Here is a 17,724-nt window from a genome sequence, read left to right as displayed (position 1 = left end):
ATTGATTATCATTATTAATATAATGAGAATGAGAATCAATTATTGTAAGAGGGGGATGCCAAAGTGGCGAAAATTTTAATAGCGTATGCAAGTATGTCAGGGAATACAGAGAGTATTGCTGATTTAATTAAAGTAAGTTTAGATGCCTTTGATCATGAAGTAGTATTGCAAGAGATGGAAGGTATGGATGCTGAAGAATTATTAGCTTATGATGGAATCATTTTAGGATCTTATACGTGGGGTGATGGTGAATTACCATTTGAAGCGGAAGATTTCCATGATGAGTTAGAAAATATAGATTTAACGGGTAAAAAAGTGGCTGTTTTTGGATCAGGTGATACGGCGTATGAACTGTTTTGTGAAGCGGTAACGATATTTGAAGAACGTCTTGTAAAATGCGGGGCAGAACTTGTACAAGAAGGATTGAAAATTGAATTAGCTCCAGAAGATAAAGAAGACGTTGAAAAATGCAGTGATTTTGCAATTGCTTTTGCCGAGAAGTTCTAGGAACGGGAGTGTCAACGTGGAAACAATGTTAAGTGCAACTGCTATTACAAAGTTAAGAGATGGAAAACTTTTGTTAGCTACTACATATAATGGTTTATTCATTGAAAAAGATGGAGAATGGAAACAGGCTTTAACTGGTTTCCAAAAACGAATTCGAGATTTACATAGTGAAGGTAACGTAGTTTACGGAGTAGGAGACGAAGGAGTTTTTATTCGTAGTATGAATGGTGGAGAAACGTGGACGATCCAGCGCTTTCCAACGAAAGCAACGAGCTGGAATGTATGTAGTAATGAGAATGGAACAGTAATTGCTCATGGAGATAAAACACTGTATCATTCTAATAATTTTGGTTCCACATGGGAGACTATTCAGCCATTTCTTAATTACGGTAGTGAGGCACCATCTATTCGATCATTATTTTTATATAAACATTACTTATTTATCGGTACGAAAATACATACTAAATATGGTGGTGTTTGGCTTTTTGATTTAGAGACACGTAAATTAAAAAGGATTAAAATAGCGATGAATCAGATGATTTCTGCGTTGACTATACATAATTCCTATTTAGTAGCAGCAAGTGGATCGTGCAAGGGAATTAGCGGAAATATTTCTTTTTGCAGAATAGATGAGAGTATCGAAAGTGATAAAATAGGTTGGCATACATGTCAAAGTGAACAAAAAGCGAGTAGTTATTTAGATTTAAGTGTGGATCAACATGTGTTATATACAACGTCAACACAAAATAAGGCGGGAATTAGCACTGTTTGCCGTGTGCTTCTTGAAGAAGGAATTGTTACAGTATGTGATTCGGTTAAAGGGCATGGTTGGCGCATTGTTAATGAAAAAGAAGGCTATGTTGTAGCTGGATCAGGTGAATTAAAAGCGATGCAGTGGAAAAAAAGCTGTATAACTTTAAAAAAACTTTACTTTTATTATATTGGTATGATATAGTTACTTTAAACCATTTTACTTTTAATAATATAGAGATTTAAATGAGCTGTAACTTCCGAGGAGGATAGCAATGTTAAATCTCCTCTGGGGTTGCAGTTTTTTAATATATGATGTATTATTGTAAAGTGGTTGAAAATGAATATGTACATATAGGTACATTGTAGGAGGATTTTTTAAATGCAAAACGGTAAAGTAAAATGGTTTAACGCAGAAAAAGGTTTCGGTTTCATCGAGGTTGAAGGCGGAGAAGACGTATTCGTTCATTTCTCAGCTATCCAAGGCGACGGCTTCAAATCTTTAGAAGAAGGTCAAGAAGTTACTTTCGAAGTAGAACAAGGTAACCGTGGACCTCAAGCTACAAACGTAAACAAGAAGTAATTATGAAAAAAGAAGGGCTTGCCCTTCTTTTTTTTTGCGTTTTTATTGAATATCCTCCTATGTACATGTAATAATAAGACTGAATTTTTGATTTTTATGTGAAGTTTTTCATGCATAAAGTGCATTAATAAATAAATACTGAAAATAAAGTATGTGTGTGAAAAGGAATTTAGAAAGAGGTAAATAAATTGAAAAACGCTACACACTTCATTGTGTTTGATATTGAAAGGAATTTTAGGCCGTATAAATCAGAAGATCCGTCAGAAATAGTTGATATTGGAGCTGTAAAAATAGATGTGAGTACAATGAAGGTTATTGGAGAATTTTCAGAGTTAGTAAAACCAAGTGCCCCATTAACTCGTCATACAACAAAATTAACTGGAATTACAAAGAAAGATTTAATAGGTGTAGGGAATTTCCCTCAAATTATAGAGAAATTTATTCAGTTCATCGGAGAAGATTCAATATTTGTTTCATGGGGAAAAGAAGATTACCGTTTTCTATCTCAAGATTGTACATTATACGGTGTAGAATGCCCATGTATGGAAAAAGAGAGCAGATTTGATGTGCAAAAATTTGTTTTTCAGGCGTATGAAGAATTATTTGAGCATACACCAAGTTTACAATTTGCAGTGGATCAGCTCGGCTTAACGTGGGAAGGGAAGCAGCACCGGGCTTTAGCAGATGCTGAGAATACAGCGAATATATTTCTTAAAGCATATAGTGAGAGAGATATTAATAAGCGATACAAGAGACATGGTGAGCTTGAACTTGTAAAGAACGGAAAACTAACAGAAAAAGCGAAAAAAAAGATGCGAAAATGGGCATTTAAAGAAATGAAAAAAAGTGCAGAGCGTCCTTTTGTATGGAGTGCATTTGAAAGTAGTGACACGTGGGAAAGTATAACGGAAAGATATTATATAAGTGAATCTGCAGTAGAACTTCTGAAAAAACACTTTCCTACTGCGGTGAGAAAAGCGGAGCGGCAGCTTAGGTATTTGGCTGAGATGGAGGAGAAGACAGAGGTTAAATGAGATTCTCCTCCATTTCTAACTACAAAAATTTAATTTTATCGCTTTGACGGTGGATAAAGTCTTCATATTAAATAGAAATTAATTTGTTGTTATAATTGCTTTGAAAATAAAGGCGTAGTAAGAATTGTAAAATGTATTAATAAAATAAGAACTCATAGAAATGAAAGAGTGGACAGTTAAATGGAAGTGATCTTTAATATTTTAACCGTTTTAGTTTTTGGTGTAATATTCACGTTACTTTTAGCAGTAATTATACTTCCTCTTATAGCAAAGAAGAAGAATTGGAAAAAACTTAACATATCTTTAAACCGTGGAGTATTAACGATTAAAATAGAAGAGTAAGGTAAGATTTTTATACAAGGGAGGTGTGATAGTGATAGACTTGGATATTAAAGACGTCAACGTACAGATGGAATTAAACGGAGTCTTTTGGAATGAGGATGGGATTGCTGAAATGATGGTGACTACAAAAGCGGAACATTCTCTTATTCTTCGTCTAGTAGTTGACCTAGAAAGTAAAACTATTCGTGCGATGAATGCCGAGATAGTGAGTGGGTTCTGCCCTCTATGCAAACAGAAAAAGAATGAATGTAGTGAACTTAATGACGCACAAAATATAATGGATATTTTAGAAGAAGCCTACGATTGGGTGAGAGAGCATCCAGAATATCGTTTTCAATTATCTTTTTACGAGTACAATAAATTTGAGGTAGTGAAATGAAATTTTCATTTGAACAACATACATAGTGACTAAAAGGAAAAAATAAAAAACTTACAGAAGGACTTGGTCAAATAGAAATATTGAAGTAAATATCTGTAATGGAAATACGCTAGTACAACAAGAAACAAATCTACTGAATCCTGCGGCAGTTGTTATCTTAGATTAAAAATAAGCATATTTTGTTATAAAGCAGAAAAACCGATTCTTAGTAGAATCGGTTTTTAATATAAACATCAACTAAGTTCAAAATAGCGAGCATGTAATGCTGTAAAACAAAAAGATACTAAATAGTTTGTTTATGTAAATAACGTTTAGTACATGGAAGGATTTATTCCCTCCCGTTCGAATCATAAGAATACTGCTGCTTCTTCTCAATCCGCTCAATCACGTCTTGCAACTCATCCGGTTTCAGAAATTCAATAGGAGAGAATCCTTTCTCAAACGTAAGTGAATCCGCCAGCAAGTCCTTATAATACTTATAAATTTTTTGACAACTTGTCTCCAAAATAGCAGAGCGTACATAACATATTGTATATGTGATTTTAAAGGAGATGTTTTCTTGACGAAAAGAAATTGTAGGAGTCACAATAAGTCGTTCGCTCCCTTCATCAGCCCCAATCCTATTACCTCATTTAATCCGATTCAACGTTATCCTAAAATTGATAGAACTGCTTTCATAAGTCCATTTTCTAGTGTGATAGGCGATGTGAGAATTAAAAATAATGTATATGTAGCTCCTAATGTAAGCATTCGTGCGGATGAAGGAACTCCATTTTATATTAGTTCAAACACAAATCTGCAAGATGGAGTTATCTTACATGGTTTATTGAATAAATTCGTTTCTGTTGATGATAAAGAGTATTCGATTTATATTGGGAAAAAAGTAAGTGTTGCGCATGGCGCCCTCATTCACGGTCCTTGTTATATAGGAAATAAGGTGTTCGTCGGTTTTAAAGCAATTGTGTACAATGCGATTATTGGAGAAGGCACAGTTATTTCATACAATGCAGTAGTAACAAATGATGTGCGTGTTTCGGCGAACAGATTTGTACCGCCTGGAGCCAATATAGATACACAAGAAAAAGCAAATGCGCTCATTCGAGTGCCAAAAGACGAAGAAGAATTTGCGCGAGAAGTACAACGTGTAAATCAAGAATTTCCTGCTTCTTATAACTTATTATTCGGTTCGCATCGTTGTTCTTGCGGAATGCCGTACAATCATTAAAAATCAGCAGTTTTTGAGATGAAGTGCTTATTATGCATGACAGTGGTTTAAAAGACTCGTATCCATTGAGAGATGGTGCTTCATTTGAAAAAAATGCTGGATCATACAATATAACATTAACAGATATACAAGACGGACACGTTACAGCGCATGTTCTTGATACAAAATGTTTTCGATAATAAAAAGACAATGATGGAATTTAACCCGTCATTGTCTTTTTTACATTATTCTATTCAATTTCTCCTGATCCATAGCTATACTGCTGCTTATTCTCAATCCGCTCAATTACGTCTTGCAACTCATCCGGCTTCAGAAACTCAATCGGAGAGAAGCCTTTTTCAAACGTAAGTGTGTCAGCCTCAATCATTAATACATAGCGGTCGTTTACCTTTGCGATATGTATTAAGTCGCCGAAATCAGCAAGCAACGCCTTTACAGAGATATGATCTGCTTTTAACTTTAATTCTACTTCAGGGGCGTGCTCGACGATTTGAGCAGTAGCTTCCATTACTTCTTCTGTTGAAAATTGTTCCATAATTTCGCGTTTCGGACTGGCAGCCCATACTTCCATCGCTTGGTCGAACTGTTCACGTTCTTCAGTACCTTCTTCAAATACATCTTCAATTTGGTCGTATACCATGTCCATTACTTGTGTTTTCATAATTTCAGGCATAGAGCGTTCGTATTCGACGAATTTTAAGAAGTCTTCAAAGTAGCGGGCGTGTGATGCTTGGTGTATTTTTAGTTCGCCAGGCTCCACCATACCTTCTTCAGGCGTGTATGGGTACTGGATAGATTTCATATTCTTTGTTGTGATGGCCATTTCAACGTTACGAATAAGTGTTGATTCATCAGAAATGGAAGCAACCTTTGGTTCGAAGTCACATTTCATTACGAATACGAATGGATCATCAAAGTATTTGCGTAGTTTTGCTTGAGCGATTAAAAACACACCACCACGTACAGCGCTTGTGTCAAGGTATGTATAAACGAGAGGTTCGCTCATATCTTTGAAGTTTTCTTTTGTTTCTGCAAAGCGAATACGATTAAATAAGTTGTAATGAGGGTTTGAATCGAGTTCATGCCCTTCTTCTACAATAAAGCGACCGATCTTCGTTGGGGCTTGTTCTGTTTTTGCGTGACGTTCTACTTTTCGCTTTGAAATTTTTAATAATTCACCATTCAAAAATTCTTTTAAAGAGCTATCTTCATACTCTTCAGCGTCTAATGTTTGAAAATGTTTATAGCGCTTATCAACTGCTTCACCTTTTCCTTCTACTTGTACTACATAAAAGGAAAGAAAATTTATTTCAAAATCCATATTTATCACCTTGTTTCATTTCATTAACTCTTATCAGTATAGAGATGGAAAAAACTTTCGTCAATTTATATAAGGAAGGGGGAGCCCCTTCCTTATATATTTGTTATTTTCGAAATTAAAATCCGTCTTCTAATGCTGAAAATGGAATATTTAGCCTATTTTCTACTGTACGTAAACGCTGATTTAAGCGGTTTAATCTACGCGTATGACGCTCAACTGTGTTTTCTAGTTGACGTACTCTTTGCTCAAGCTCATTTACTCGTCTTTCTAATTGACGGTTTCCAGTACCAGGGAAAGAGATTGGAAGTTGAAATTGTCGATTTTGATCATATGGATTAACTTGTTCTGTTTGATCTATATATTGTTGGTATTGTGCCTGTAAATCATACTGAGGTTGGTAACCATATTGGTTATATGGATCATAAGGATTGTAGGGATACATAAAAACATCCTCCATTTCTTTATAATAGGTTAAATTCATCATAATGTATGTGCAAAAGCGGAGTAGTGGCACGGCAAATACCTATATACCTGAAGTGAATGATTGTTTTTACCGATAAAAGCTCGGTTTAAGTTGTTAATAATGATCACATATGAGAAAGTGGTATTGCGGTTTCTGAAGCATGCAGGTGAATAGAGAGGTGAAATGAAAGGGTGTTACATTTGTATTTCATCTGTTGAATGGTATATACTGGATAGAGATAAGTTGCATAAAAGTTACAATCTTATCAAACTCGAAAATTTATATAAATATGTATAGACATTTATAAAAGAAAAGAGTAATTTTAATAGAGTAAAAAAACAACTTGTAACATTTTCTAAATATATTGTAAAATGATTGTAACAAAAGATACATAAAAGTGAAATATTACATAAGAAATAATGTTGGGGAAAAGGAGAGAGTATATTGTTCCGAAAAATAAAGGGTATATTAGTAGGGGTGCTATGCGTAGCTGTAGTAAGTGGTTGTGGTACAAAAGTAAGTGATGTGGCATTAGTAAGTGATTTTGGTGGGAATGTTGTAGAGGCTAAGGCTGATGTACAGGATTCAATTAGCTTAGTGGATGGGCGTACTGGTACTGAAGTGAAAAAAATAGACTTATCGAGCTTAGGTTATTTTGAAGATGAGGCGAAATTCAAAAAATCGGTAACGAAGGTTGCAGGTGAAGTTGGGAAAAGCGTTGACAAAAAGATGGTTCCTTCACGTATAGCTTCTGATGGATCATGGCAAGAAGGAAAGCCTTCTTTTGAATTAATGGAAAAAGAATTAGTAGATAAATTATTAAACGTTGGTATGTGGGATTCTTCATATCAGTTACCTATCGTTGAGAAAAAGCCTACCGCAACATTAAGTGATGCGCAAGGAAGTGGCACGGTAATTGGTAGATATGAAACGAATTTAGGTGGATCAGCAGGTGGCCGTATTGAGAATATTCGTTTGTCGGCAGCGAGCATAAATGGAGTTGTATTAGCAAAAGGAGACAGTTTCTCTTTCAATGCATTAATCGGTGATACAACGCCAGATAAAGGATATCAATTAGGTAAAGAAATTGTAGATGGTAAATTAGTAGATGGTTATGGTGGTGGCGTTTGTCAAACATCATCAACGCTATACAATGCAGCAGATCAAGCGGGTTTGAAAATGGTAGAGAGAACTACACATTCTAAAACAGTAGGTTATGTCCCACAGGGAAGAGATGCTACAATTGCTTATCCATATTTAGACTTAGTATTTGAAAATACGAATGATGCTCCTGTTAAGCTTTATATGGGCATTCAAGGCGGAAAGTTAGTTGCTGAAGTACATAAGATGAAATAAATATGTAGTTAAAGGATAATAAAGTAAAATATTTATAGTTTCTATAATTGAAGCCATTTCTTCTGAATTTCAGAGGAGATGGCTTTTGTGTACAGTTTATTAAGAATAGTAAATTGATGTATTACTAGTATGTTCGAAAAAGGGTTGAGTTTAATTCTTAGTTTTCCTATTGACATTGTTTAATTTTAACTGTATTCTTCATAATAACAACTAAATAAATGGAAAAATTTATTAGTTTTCTTATCAAGAGAGATGGAGGGACTGGCCCGGTGAAATCTCAGCAACAGGCTAAAAAAGCACTGTGCTAATTCCAGCAAACGTAAAAGGCGTTTGGAAGATGAAGGGAAATGGATTAACATTCAACTCTTCTTATATGTGCAAGAAGAGTTTTTTGTTTAGAGAGGGGGGATAGAGTGAAATTTGATGTAGCGTATTTTTTAGAAAGTTTTCCGCAATTATTTAAGTATGTATACATAACTTTAGGGATTACTGTAGTTTCAATGATTATTTCTTTCTTTATAGGGATTGGCTTGGCGATCATTACAAAAAACAAAACGAAATTTTTATATCCAATTGCAAGGGTGTATATCTCTTTCTTTAGAGGGACACCGTTATTAGTTCAATTGTTTGTGTTATATTTCGGATTGCCACAAATATCTCCGGCTTTTACAGTACTTACAGCTATGCAAGCAACTTTAATTGGCCTCAGTTTAAATAATGCTGCTTATTTGTCAGAAATCATTCGAGGTTCATTAAATGCTGTGGAATCAGGGCAAATGGATGCTTGTTTATCAGTTGGAATGACAAAAGCACAAGCGATGCGACAAATTATCTTTCCGCAGGCTATTCGTGTAGCAGTGCCGTCACTTGGAAATAATTTTGTTGGATTGTTAAAAGAATCTTCGTTATCTTTTGCACTTGGAGTGGCTGAAATATTGGCACAAGCGAAAATGCTGGCGGCACAATCGTATCGTTATATGGAAAGCTATTTAGCGGTAGCGATTGTGTATTGGATTATTACAATCGTAATCAGCTGGGGACAGAAAAGGTTGGAGAAGAAACTTGATGCACCGTATTTATAAGAGAAATGAGGTGATATATGTGATTGAGTTGAAAAATTTGTATAAATCTTACAAACATAATGAAGTGCTGAAAGGAATCTCACTTACTGTCAAAAAAGGGGAAGTGGTAGTAATTATTGGACCTTCTGGTTCAGGGAAATCGACATTACTACGATGTTTAAATTTATTAGAACAACCGGATGATGGCAGTATTAGAATTGAAGATTTAGAGATTCATACGAAGAAACTTTATCAAAAAGAAATCATAAAATTACGTCAAAAAACAGCTATGGTTTTTCAAAACTATAATTTATTTAAAAATAAAACAGCATTGCAAAATATTACAACAGCATTAACGGTTGTACAGAAAAAAGTGAAGAAGAGGCAAATGGAATAGCGAGAGAAATATTAAAACAAGTAGGCTTAGCTGATAAAGAAGATTTTTATCCGACGATGTTATCAGGTGGACAACAGCAAAGGGTAGGGATTGCTAGGGCAATGGCTTTAAATCCAGCTGTATTATTGTTTGATGAACCGACTTCAGCACTTGATCCAGAATTAGTTAATGAGGTATTACAAGTTATTAAAGACTTGGCAAGACAACATATAACGATGGTTATTGTTACACATGAAATGAATTTTGCAAAAGAGGTGGCTGATCGCGTTATTTTTATGGCTGATGGAATTATCGTAGAGCAGGGAACGCCAGAAGAGATTTTTCGAAACCCACAAAATGAACGTACGAAAAAGTTTTTACGGCAATTAAATGCATCTGAAGAAGGAAATCATTTCGTTATTTAGGAGGAAGAGTTATGAGAAAATCGTCATTATTACTAACATTAGCATTAACACTATCAGTTGGAGCTTTGTCTGCATGTGGTTCTAATGCAGCAAGTAAAAAGACAGATGAAAAAGTAGTGAAAGTTGGGACTTCTGCAGGCCGTAGCCCATTTATATTTAAAGAAGGTGAGAAAGTAAAAGGTTTTGATGCTGAAATTATTGAAGCGGCTGCTAAAAAAGCTGGATATAAAGTAGAATGGAATGTTTCTGATTTTGAAGGATTATTCGGTTTATTAGATTCAGGCCGTATTGATACGATTGCAAATGAATTATCCGTTTCTCCGGAAAGAAAAAAGAAATATGACTTTTCGATCCCGTATGTGTATTCAGGTTCTGTTTTTGCGGTGAAGAAAAATAATAATACAATTAAATCGCTAGAGGATCTAAAAGGAAAGACTGTAGGTGTTGGACTTGGTACAGCAGGAGAGCAAGAGTTAAAAGCTTTAAATAAAAATAATGCTTTTACGATTAAAACGTACTCAGAGGACCCAACGGCGGAGTTGAACGAAGTAGGGTTTGGACGCGTCGATGCTTATTATAATGATAAAGTTCAAGTGGAAACAACAATAACAAAGGCGAAACTAGATAATGTCAAAGTTGGATTTGGCCCACTTGAATGGGGAGAGATTGCATTTCCATTTGCAAAAAAGAGTGAAAAGTTAGAAGATATAAACAAGGCGTTAAAAGAATTAGAGCAAGATGGAACATTAAGTGACATATCGAAAAAATGGCTAAAGGTTGATGCTACAAAAAAACAAAATTAAGGTGTATTCGTTGAATGGGCCTATTGCCTATCAACTTACATAAAAAACTAAAGGGAACTGGAGAGGAAGTTATTCATGGTACAAATTCATCCGAAAACACGTATTGGTCATGTTGCATTTAAAGTAAAAGATTTAGAGCGTCAAATTGCCTTCTATGAAAATGTAGTAGGATTAGAAGTAATTAAACAAGAGGAGAATAAAGCACACTTAGCTGGAAAGGGTGGCAAGAATACGTTACTTGTTCTTGAGCAGCTGGAAGATGCAGCGCTGCAAGAACCGCGCACGACGGGTATATATCACGTTGCCTTTTTGGTTCCGACTCGTGAGGCTTTTGCTTCGGCATTATTTGGTGTGCTTCGTAATAAGGACGTAATAGATAGTCCAGCTGAGCAAGAAGGGCGTTATACATATTCAAATGAAATTTTACCAATTTCAAGGTTTAATAGCGCAAGTGATCATACGTATAGTGAGGCGTTTTATTTACAAGATTTAGAGGGGAATGGTATCGAGATTTATGCAGATCGCCCTCGAGGACAATGGGGAGAAGGGCCAGGAGGAAGTACGCCACTTGATTTAAAAGAACTAGCAGTGCTCGTTGATTATGAGTTTGATGGCTTACCAGCCGAAACGGTGGTTGGACACGTACATTTACGAATAGCTGATGTGGAGAAGTCACATGAGTTTTATGTAGATACAGTAGGTTTTGAAGTACAACAGCGTGAAGATGATTGCTTATTCATTTCGGCAGGAGGCTATCATCACCATATCGGTGCAAATACGTGGAACGGAGTAAACAACCCGCATCCACCAGCACATGCAACGGGACTAAAAGTGTATACGATAGTACTACCGCATAAAGAAGCATTAGATGAAGTGAAAGAAAGATTAATAGAAAAACAACATGAAATAAATGAAACTTCAAATGGATTTAATGTAGTAGACCCAAGTGGTATTACAGTCCAGCTTGAAATAGAAGCAGTATAAAGTGAAACTTTAATCAGTGGGGGTTTTATTCATCCCCCACTGATTATTAGCCCTCACCAATCGGGCGTTTATGGGCAGTTAATCTCCCACCTAACTTCTTTGTTCCAGCTGAATTTTGAGGTGGGAGTTGTACTGCCCGTTAACGCGGGATAAAACAAGCCAGAAAGTGTGTAATCACTTTCTGGCTTGTTTTTGATTATTTATAGATCAATCCAATACCTTCTTACAACATTCCCATCTTCTTCAGTGTAATCTTCATCCCGGAGGCCGCCGTTATGTAAAATCGTTTTTTCAGAAGCCGTATTCACTTCGTCACAAACGACAAGTGCTTTCGTGATGTTTAATTCTTTCGTTTTTTCTAATGATAACTCTAGTAACTTTGTAGCATAACCTTTTCTTCTTTCAGAAGGGCGAATGCCATAACCGATATGGCCTCCAGCATTAAATAAATGCTCCGTCAAACTATGACGAATATTAACAGCTCCTACAATTTTACTTTCATTTGTAACAAGCCAATAAGTAGAATCTGGTACCCATGTTTTAGGAATATTTATTCCGTTATGTGCGTCGTATAATTCTTGAATCATTGCCGTGAAATTAGAAGGATTTTTTGAAATAACCCATGGAATCATCGTTTCACCGCTATCTTTCCATTCGTTATAAAAATCTAAGTATTCTTCTTGTAAATCAGTAGTAGGTGTAAGTAAAGAGACGTTCATTGTTAGTAAGCTCCTTTTATTTATGTTTTATTTCACAAAAATTACGACATAAAATGAAAGCGTTTCCTGACTTTCTCAACCTCATTTCACGCAACTCATATGCCATTTTTAACTGAAAATAAGTTAGACGTTGAACTTTAAAGGTTTTTTATGAGAAGTAGGTTGTTTTATTTATGTTAATATTTAAAATATTAACATAAAATCACTGGGATATTAAATGTATTTTAATAAAATGCTTTTATATCGATGGGTAGATGCATGTGATAATTTTTGTTTTATCTCTCTATAATGAATAAAAGGGGGAAGTGCTCGTGAGCTTACATATTGATTTTATTATACGAATCGGTGTTGCTGGTTTGTTAGGGGCGATAATCGGTATTGAAAGGGAAATTCGCTCAAAAGAAGCTGGATTAAAAACACATTTCCTAGTAGCCGTAGGGAGTGCTTTAATAATGGTCGTTTCGAAATATGCTTTTTCGGATATTGTGTTTGAAGAACATATGGCTCTTGATCCGAGCCGGATTGCAGCGCAAGTTGTTAGTGGAGTTGGATTTTTAGGTGCAGGTACAATCATTATTCAAAAGCAGGCAGTGAAAGGATTAACGACAGCGGCTGGTTTATGGGCTACAGCAGGAATAGGGTTAGCAATTGGAGCAGGTATGTATGTTGTAGGGATTGGAGCGATGATTCTCGTTTTGATTGGTTTAGAGATTGTAAGTCGTATTTTTAAGGTGCAATTTTTATTTCCGCAAAATATAACAGTGCAAATGTGTATAAATAAACACGAAGCGGTACAACAAATAGTAGAGACGCTACGAGTGAAAGGTATTCCAATACTTTCATATGAAGTTGAAGCCTTACAGCAAGATACAGAAATAGTTTATAAGGTAGGAATGCAATTGAAAAATATATCGTCAGAAGAAAAGAATGCATTTATTCAGCATATGCAAACATTGCCGGAAATTACGTTTATAAAGTTAAAATCATAGTGTTGAAATAGAGGATAGATGTAGCAGGAATTTCGCTATTATCTATCCTTTTTTGACATAAATCACATGTGAAGTCAAGTGTTAATTTCGCTTTGAATGGATACATGTGTGAACGTTCCCTTCTTTTTTCTCAATACAGAATAAATAGTCAGAATAGTAAAATAACGGAGCGGGACACTAAAAAATGTAAGGTAGGGGAGAGCATGAAAGGCTATTCAAAAAAAGTTTTAGTAGGGGTAAGTTTTGCTAGTTTAATGTTAGGGAGTTTTCAAGGAAGCATATTGGCGGAAGATACTAAGGGAGAGCAAGTTTCATATCGAAATGTGCTGAAAATGGAGCCGGTTGGTGTACAACTGCCCGTGGAAGAATTGGCTCATTCATCGAAAGTATTAGAAAGCAAGTCTTTTGAGAAAAGGCTACAATTTGCTGATTTATCGCAAAGACCGCCTGAAGTAAAAAAGGAAAGTAAGCAATTAGCTGTAGCGAAAACTTATACAATTGCTGAATTAAATCAATTAAGCAATCAACAATTAGTAGATTTACTTGTAACAATCGATTGGGAGCAAATTACGGGGCTATTTCAGTTTAATAAGGACAGTCTTGCATTCTATCAAAATGATAGTAGGATGCAGGCAATTATTGATAAATTGAAGCAGCAAGGACAAGCTTATACGAAGGATGATTCAAAAGGGATTGAGACATTAGTGGAAGTTTTGCGATCAGGGTTTTATTTAGGTTTTTATAATGCAGAATTAAGTAAACTAAATGAACGTAGCTATCATGACAAGTGCTTACCTGCATTAAAAACGATTGCGAACAATCCAAATTTCAAACTCGGTACGTTAGAACAAAATAAAGTTGTATCATCATATGGGAAATTAATAGGAAATGCTTCGAGTGATGTGGAAACGATAACATCGGCTGCAAAGATTTTTAAGCAATATAATGATAATTTTTCTACATTGGTAGATAATCTTTCAGCTGGAAATGCGATTTACGATATTATGCAAGGTGTTGATTACGATATTCAATCGTATTTGTACGATACGAGAAAAGCACCGAAAGATACAGTATGGTATCAGAGAATAGATAGTTATATTAATGAGTTAAGTAGATTTGCGTTAATGGGAACGATTACAGAGAAAAACGGATGGCTTATTAATAATGGCATTTATTATACAGGTAGACTCGGCACATTCCATAGTACAGGGACAAAAGGATTACAAGTTGTAACAGATGCGATGAAAATCTATCCTTATTTAGGTGAGCAATATTTCGTAGCAGCTGAGCAAATTACGACGAATTATGGCGGGAAAGATGCAAACGGTAACGTTGTTAATTTAGATCAAATACGAGAAGATGGGAAGAAAAAGTATTTGCCGAAAACGTATACGTTTGATGATGGTGCAATTGTTTTAAAAGCCGGAGATAAAGTGACTGAGGAGAAAGTTAAACGTTTATATTGGGCAGCAAAAGAAGTGAAGGCACAATTCCATCGTACGGTTGAAAGTGACCAACCGTTAGAAAAAGGAAATCCAGATGATGTATTAACGATGGTTATTTATAATAGCCCAGCTGAATACCAATTTAACCGTCAATTGTACGGATATGAAACGAATAACGGCGGTCTTTATATAGAAGGAACAGGTACGTTCTTTACTTATGAACGTACGCCAGAAGAAAGTATTTATAGTTTAGAAGAATTGTTCCGACATGAGTTCACGCATTATTTACAAGGTAGATATGAAGTGCCAGGACTTTGGGGGCAAGGTAAGATGTATGAGAATGAGAGATTATCTTGGTTTGAAGAAGGGAATGCTGAGTTTTTTGCAGGTGCAACGAGAACGGACAACGTCGTTCCAAGAAAGAGCATTATAGGAGGACTATCTTCGAATCCAGCAGAACGTTATACGGCAGAGCGAACGTTAAATGCAAAGTATGGAACGTGGGATTTCTACAATTATTCCTTTGCGTTACAATCGTATATGTACAATAAGAGATACGATATGTTTGATAAAGTTCATGATCTTATTAGGAAAAATGATGTAACAGCATATGATGCATACCGATCTGCTTTAAGTAAAGATGCGAATTTAAATAAAGAGTATCAAGACTATATGCAAATGTTAGTAGACAACCGTGAGAAATATAATGTTCCGTTAGTGTCAGATGATTATTTAGCAACTCATGCACCGAAACCAGTTTCAGATATTGCCGCAGAAATTACAGCGGAAGCAAAATTAAGTAATGTATCAGTAAAGAAAAATAAATCACAATTCTTTAATACATTTACACTGCAAGGAACATATACAGGAACTTCTGCAAAAGGAGAATATGAAGACTGGAAAACAATTACGCAAAATGTAAATGATACGTTAAAACGTTTAAGTGCAAAAGAATGGACAGGCTATAAAACAGTAACAGCTTACTTCGTGAATTACCGTGTAAATGCATCAGGGAAATTTGAATATGATGTTGTGTTCCACGGTATTAATACAGAAGAAGGTGCTGTGAATAAAGCGCCGGTCGCGGTTATAAATGGTCCGTATAGCGGACATACGAATGAAGCAATCTCGTTTAAAAGCGATGGATCAAAAGATGAAGATGGGAAAATTGCTTCTTATAACTGGGAGTTCGGTGATGGTGCGGTAAGTAATGAGCAAAATCCAACTCACGTATATACAAAAGAAGGAACGTATACGGCGAAATTAACAGTAACAGACGATAAAGGATTAACTAATACTGCTACAACGAGCGTAACGGTTCAAAAGAAAGAAGATAACAGTGTAGAAAAAGAGCTAAATAATTCATTCCAAACGGCGAATAAACTGCAGTTAAATCAAGTTTTACGTGCTAGTTTAGGAAACGGTGATACGAGTGATTACTTTGAAATAAATGTAGAAACTGCGAAAAACCTTCAAATTAATGTAACGAAGGAAAATAATATCGGAGTAAACTGGGTTCTTTATTCAGAAGCAGATTTAAATAATTATGTTACGTATGCACAGCAACAAGGAAATAAATTAGTAGGTAGTTACTATACGTATCCAGGGAAGTACTATTTACATGTATACCAGTATGGTGGTGGAACAGGGAATTATACGGTAGAAGTGAAGTGAAAAAAAGGGTCGCCATTCATGGCGACCCTTTTTTGTTATGCGTTATACCCGAATAATTTTAGATTTTCTCCTGAGTCTGAAATTATTTTTTCGAATCGCAATCCTGCTTTTTCTAACAGCGTGCCTGAAGCAACATTATCTATAGAAGTAATTGCTACAATTCGTTTTAGTCCGAGCTTTTGTACACCGTATTCGATTACTGCAGCAGCTGATTCATAGCCGTACCCTTTTGAACGGAATTTTTCTAAAAAAGCAAAGCCGATATCAACATCTTCTAATGAATCTCTTTTAATAAGGCCGCACATACCAAGTGGAGTGAAATCTTCTTTTCGTTCAACTAAGTAAAGACCAAAGCCCATTTTATTGTACATATCGACGGGTCCATTTAAGATGTATTTTTTTGCATCTTCTAAGTTTTTAATGCCTTTATCACCAATAAATTGAATCCATGCAGGATCATTTACTAATTCAAGAATAAACGGAGCATCTTTTACATCGAGCCAGCGAAGAGTGAGTCTTTCAGTTTCAAGAACTATCAATCTATTGCACCACCTTTAAAAGTTATAACAATTAGTATGGATTGTGCGAAATAAAAGTGCAAGTTATTTTAATTGAGAGTTACTGTTCACATAAAGTTCGATTGTTTTGTATAAAAGGATATTTTATAATTAGGATTGATTGTAAAGAGTGAGATACTTATACAATGACTCCTAGGAAACTAGGAGTTTTTACTATATAACTATCATTATTACTAAATATGACACACTACACATTCTACTTAAGGAGGTACATAATGAAGAAATTATATAATGCATCGTTTACTTATTTGATTATCGGTTTATTGTCAGGAATATTTGCTAGGGAGTATGGGAAATATAAAGGGATTTTAGGCTCTACTTTATTAAATCTTTTGCATACGCATACGTTAGTACTTGGCTTTTTCTTCTTTTTAATTGCTTTAGGGTTAGCAAAAGTATTCGCGTTTCATGAAGTGAAAGGATTTAATAACTGGTTTATTTTACATAATATAGCATTAACTTTAATGTTAGGATCGCTGGCAGCGAGAGGACTTCTTCAACTAAATGGAGCGGACTTTAAAGGGTTAACTTATATTGTAGGGTTTTCTCATTCTATGATGGCATTTACTTTAGTTTGGTTTATGATTCTGTTGAAGAAATCGTCTAAAATATAGTTTTATAAAAAAGAACTTGTAGGGAATACTGCAAGTTCTTTTTTGTATATAAAATTTCATAAATTTAACTATTCTAATTATTTTGTATAAAAATGG

The 17,724-nt window shown here is 35.2% G+C and carries 18 protein-coding genes, 2 pseudogenes and 1 riboswitch; of the genes and pseudogenes, 15 read left to right on the top strand and 5 right to left on the bottom strand.

Annotated elements, in window-relative coordinates:
- Positions 1-63 precede the first annotated feature (63 nt).
- From JFT89_RS22955 to JFT89_RS22935, 5 genes are all read left to right on the top strand, one after another.
- Positions 64-507 carry a flavodoxin gene (locus JFT89_RS22955; protein WP_001062757.1) on the top strand — a complete coding sequence of 148 codons (444 nt, stop codon included), beginning with the start codon at positions 64-66 and terminating at the stop codon, positions 505-507.
- A 16-nt stretch (positions 508-523) separates the two neighbouring features.
- Positions 524-1,462 (top strand): WD40/YVTN/BNR-like repeat-containing protein, encoded by a 939-nt coding sequence (locus JFT89_RS22950; RefSeq protein ID WP_201040696.1) that lies wholly within the window; start codon positions 524-526, stop codon positions 1,460-1,462.
- Positions 1,463-1,639: 177 nt separating this feature from the next.
- Positions 1,640-1,840 carry a cold shock-like protein CspB gene (cspB, locus tag JFT89_RS22945; RefSeq protein WP_001179147.1) on the top strand — a complete coding sequence of 67 codons (201 nt, stop codon included), beginning with the start codon at positions 1,640-1,642 and terminating at the stop codon, positions 1,838-1,840.
- 188 nt (positions 1,841-2,028) lie between these two features.
- On the top strand, positions 2,029-2,874 hold the full coding sequence (locus JFT89_RS22940; protein WP_016096384.1) for an exonuclease: 846 nt from the start codon (positions 2,029-2,031) through the stop codon (positions 2,872-2,874).
- Positions 2,875-3,247: 373 nt separating this feature from the next.
- Positions 3,248-3,595 (top strand): hypothetical protein, encoded by a 348-nt coding sequence (locus tag JFT89_RS22935; RefSeq protein WP_016092044.1) that lies wholly within the window; start codon positions 3,248-3,250, stop codon positions 3,593-3,595.
- Positions 3,596-3,923: 328 nt separating this feature from the next.
- On the opposite strand, the pseudogene JFT89_RS22930 reads toward JFT89_RS22935, so the two are convergent.
- Positions 3,924-4,073: pseudogene (locus tag JFT89_RS22930) on the bottom strand (DUF3898 domain-containing protein); the annotation flags it as partial.
- An 81-nt stretch (positions 4,074-4,154) separates the two neighbouring features.
- Here JFT89_RS22930 and JFT89_RS22925 point away from each other — a divergent pair.
- Positions 4,155-4,820, top strand: a complete 666-nt coding sequence (locus JFT89_RS22925; protein ID WP_016096385.1) for an LbetaH domain-containing protein — start codon at positions 4,155-4,157, stop codon at positions 4,818-4,820.
- A gap of 32 nt (positions 4,821-4,852) precedes the next feature.
- The gene (locus JFT89_RS22920) at positions 4,853-4,999 is read left to right on the top strand and encodes a hypothetical protein (protein ID WP_002066490.1); all 147 of its coding nucleotides are present in this window, start codon (positions 4,853-4,855) and stop codon (positions 4,997-4,999) included.
- A gap of 50 nt (positions 5,000-5,049) precedes the next feature.
- On the opposite strand, the gene JFT89_RS22915 is transcribed toward JFT89_RS22920, so the two are convergent.
- Both JFT89_RS22915 and JFT89_RS22910 read right to left on the bottom strand, forming a co-directional pair.
- Positions 5,050-6,141, bottom strand: a complete 1,092-nt coding sequence (locus tag JFT89_RS22915) for a DUF3900 domain-containing protein (RefSeq protein ID WP_201040694.1) — start codon at positions 6,139-6,141, stop codon at positions 5,050-5,052.
- Between the two features lie 115 nt (positions 6,142-6,256).
- Positions 6,257-6,583 (bottom strand): hypothetical protein, encoded by a 327-nt coding sequence (locus JFT89_RS22910; RefSeq protein WP_002087720.1) that lies wholly within the window; start codon positions 6,581-6,583, stop codon positions 6,257-6,259.
- Positions 6,584-7,048: 465 nt separating this feature from the next.
- On the opposite strand from JFT89_RS22910, the gene JFT89_RS22905 reads away from it, so the two are divergent.
- The 5 genes and pseudogenes from JFT89_RS22905 to JFT89_RS22885 all read left to right on the top strand — a co-directional run bounded on the left by JFT89_RS22905 (position 7,049) and on the right by JFT89_RS22885 (position 11,609).
- The gene (locus tag JFT89_RS22905) at positions 7,049-7,960 is read left to right on the top strand and encodes a VanW family protein (protein ID WP_002128453.1); all 912 of its coding nucleotides are present in this window, start codon (positions 7,049-7,051) and stop codon (positions 7,958-7,960) included.
- Between the two features lie 237 nt (positions 7,961-8,197).
- Positions 8,198-8,304: riboswitch (SAM riboswitch) on the top strand.
- 69 nt (positions 8,305-8,373) lie between these two features.
- Positions 8,374-9,042 (top strand): amino acid ABC transporter permease, encoded by a 669-nt coding sequence (locus JFT89_RS22900; protein WP_002066492.1) that lies wholly within the window; start codon positions 8,374-8,376, stop codon positions 9,040-9,042.
- A gap of 19 nt (positions 9,043-9,061) precedes the next feature.
- Positions 9,062-9,822, top strand: a pseudogene (locus tag JFT89_RS22895) (amino acid ABC transporter ATP-binding protein).
- An 11-nt stretch (positions 9,823-9,833) separates the two neighbouring features.
- Positions 9,834-10,625 (top strand): amino acid ABC transporter substrate-binding protein, encoded by a 792-nt coding sequence (locus JFT89_RS22890; RefSeq protein ID WP_002066495.1) that lies wholly within the window; start codon positions 9,834-9,836, stop codon positions 10,623-10,625.
- Positions 10,626-10,700: 75 nt separating this feature from the next.
- A complete protein-coding gene (locus JFT89_RS22885; RefSeq protein ID WP_016096386.1) occupies positions 10,701-11,609 on the top strand; it encodes a VOC family protein in 909 nt (302 codons plus the stop codon).
- A 200-nt stretch (positions 11,610-11,809) separates the two neighbouring features.
- On the opposite strand, the gene JFT89_RS22880 is transcribed toward JFT89_RS22885, so the two are convergent.
- Positions 11,810-12,328 carry a GNAT family N-acetyltransferase gene (locus JFT89_RS22880; RefSeq protein ID WP_002066497.1) on the bottom strand — a complete coding sequence of 173 codons (519 nt, stop codon included), beginning with the start codon at positions 12,326-12,328 and terminating at the stop codon, positions 11,810-11,812.
- Between the two features lie 311 nt (positions 12,329-12,639).
- Between JFT89_RS22880 and JFT89_RS22875 the strand changes: the two genes are divergently transcribed.
- On the top strand, positions 12,640-13,317 hold the full coding sequence (locus JFT89_RS22875) for an MgtC/SapB family protein (protein ID WP_002066498.1): 678 nt from the start codon (positions 12,640-12,642) through the stop codon (positions 13,315-13,317).
- A gap of 203 nt (positions 13,318-13,520) precedes the next feature.
- Positions 13,521-16,436, top strand: a complete 2,916-nt coding sequence (colA, locus tag JFT89_RS22870) for a collagenase ColA (protein WP_201040693.1) — start codon at positions 13,521-13,523, stop codon at positions 16,434-16,436.
- A 35-nt stretch (positions 16,437-16,471) separates the two neighbouring features.
- Here the strand turns inward: colA and JFT89_RS22865 are convergent, their stop codons facing one another.
- The gene (locus tag JFT89_RS22865; protein ID WP_002066500.1) at positions 16,472-16,975 is read right to left on the bottom strand and encodes a GNAT family N-acetyltransferase; all 504 of its coding nucleotides are present in this window, start codon (positions 16,973-16,975) and stop codon (positions 16,472-16,474) included.
- Between the two features lie 254 nt (positions 16,976-17,229).
- Between JFT89_RS22865 and JFT89_RS22860 the strand changes: the two genes are divergently transcribed.
- Positions 17,230-17,628: a DUF2871 family protein gene (locus JFT89_RS22860; protein WP_002033617.1), complete on the top strand. Its 399-nt coding sequence runs from the start codon at positions 17,230-17,232 to the stop codon at positions 17,626-17,628.
- Positions 17,629-17,724 lie beyond the last annotated feature (96 nt).

The sequence above is a fragment of the Bacillus sp. TH25 genome (assembly GCF_016650935.1).
GTDB classification, from domain to species: domain Bacteria; phylum Bacillota; class Bacilli; order Bacillales; family Bacillaceae_G; genus Bacillus_A; species Bacillus_A mycoides.
Note: the sequence above shows the minus strand (reverse complement) of the source record. Positions and strands in the feature narration are given on the sequence as shown.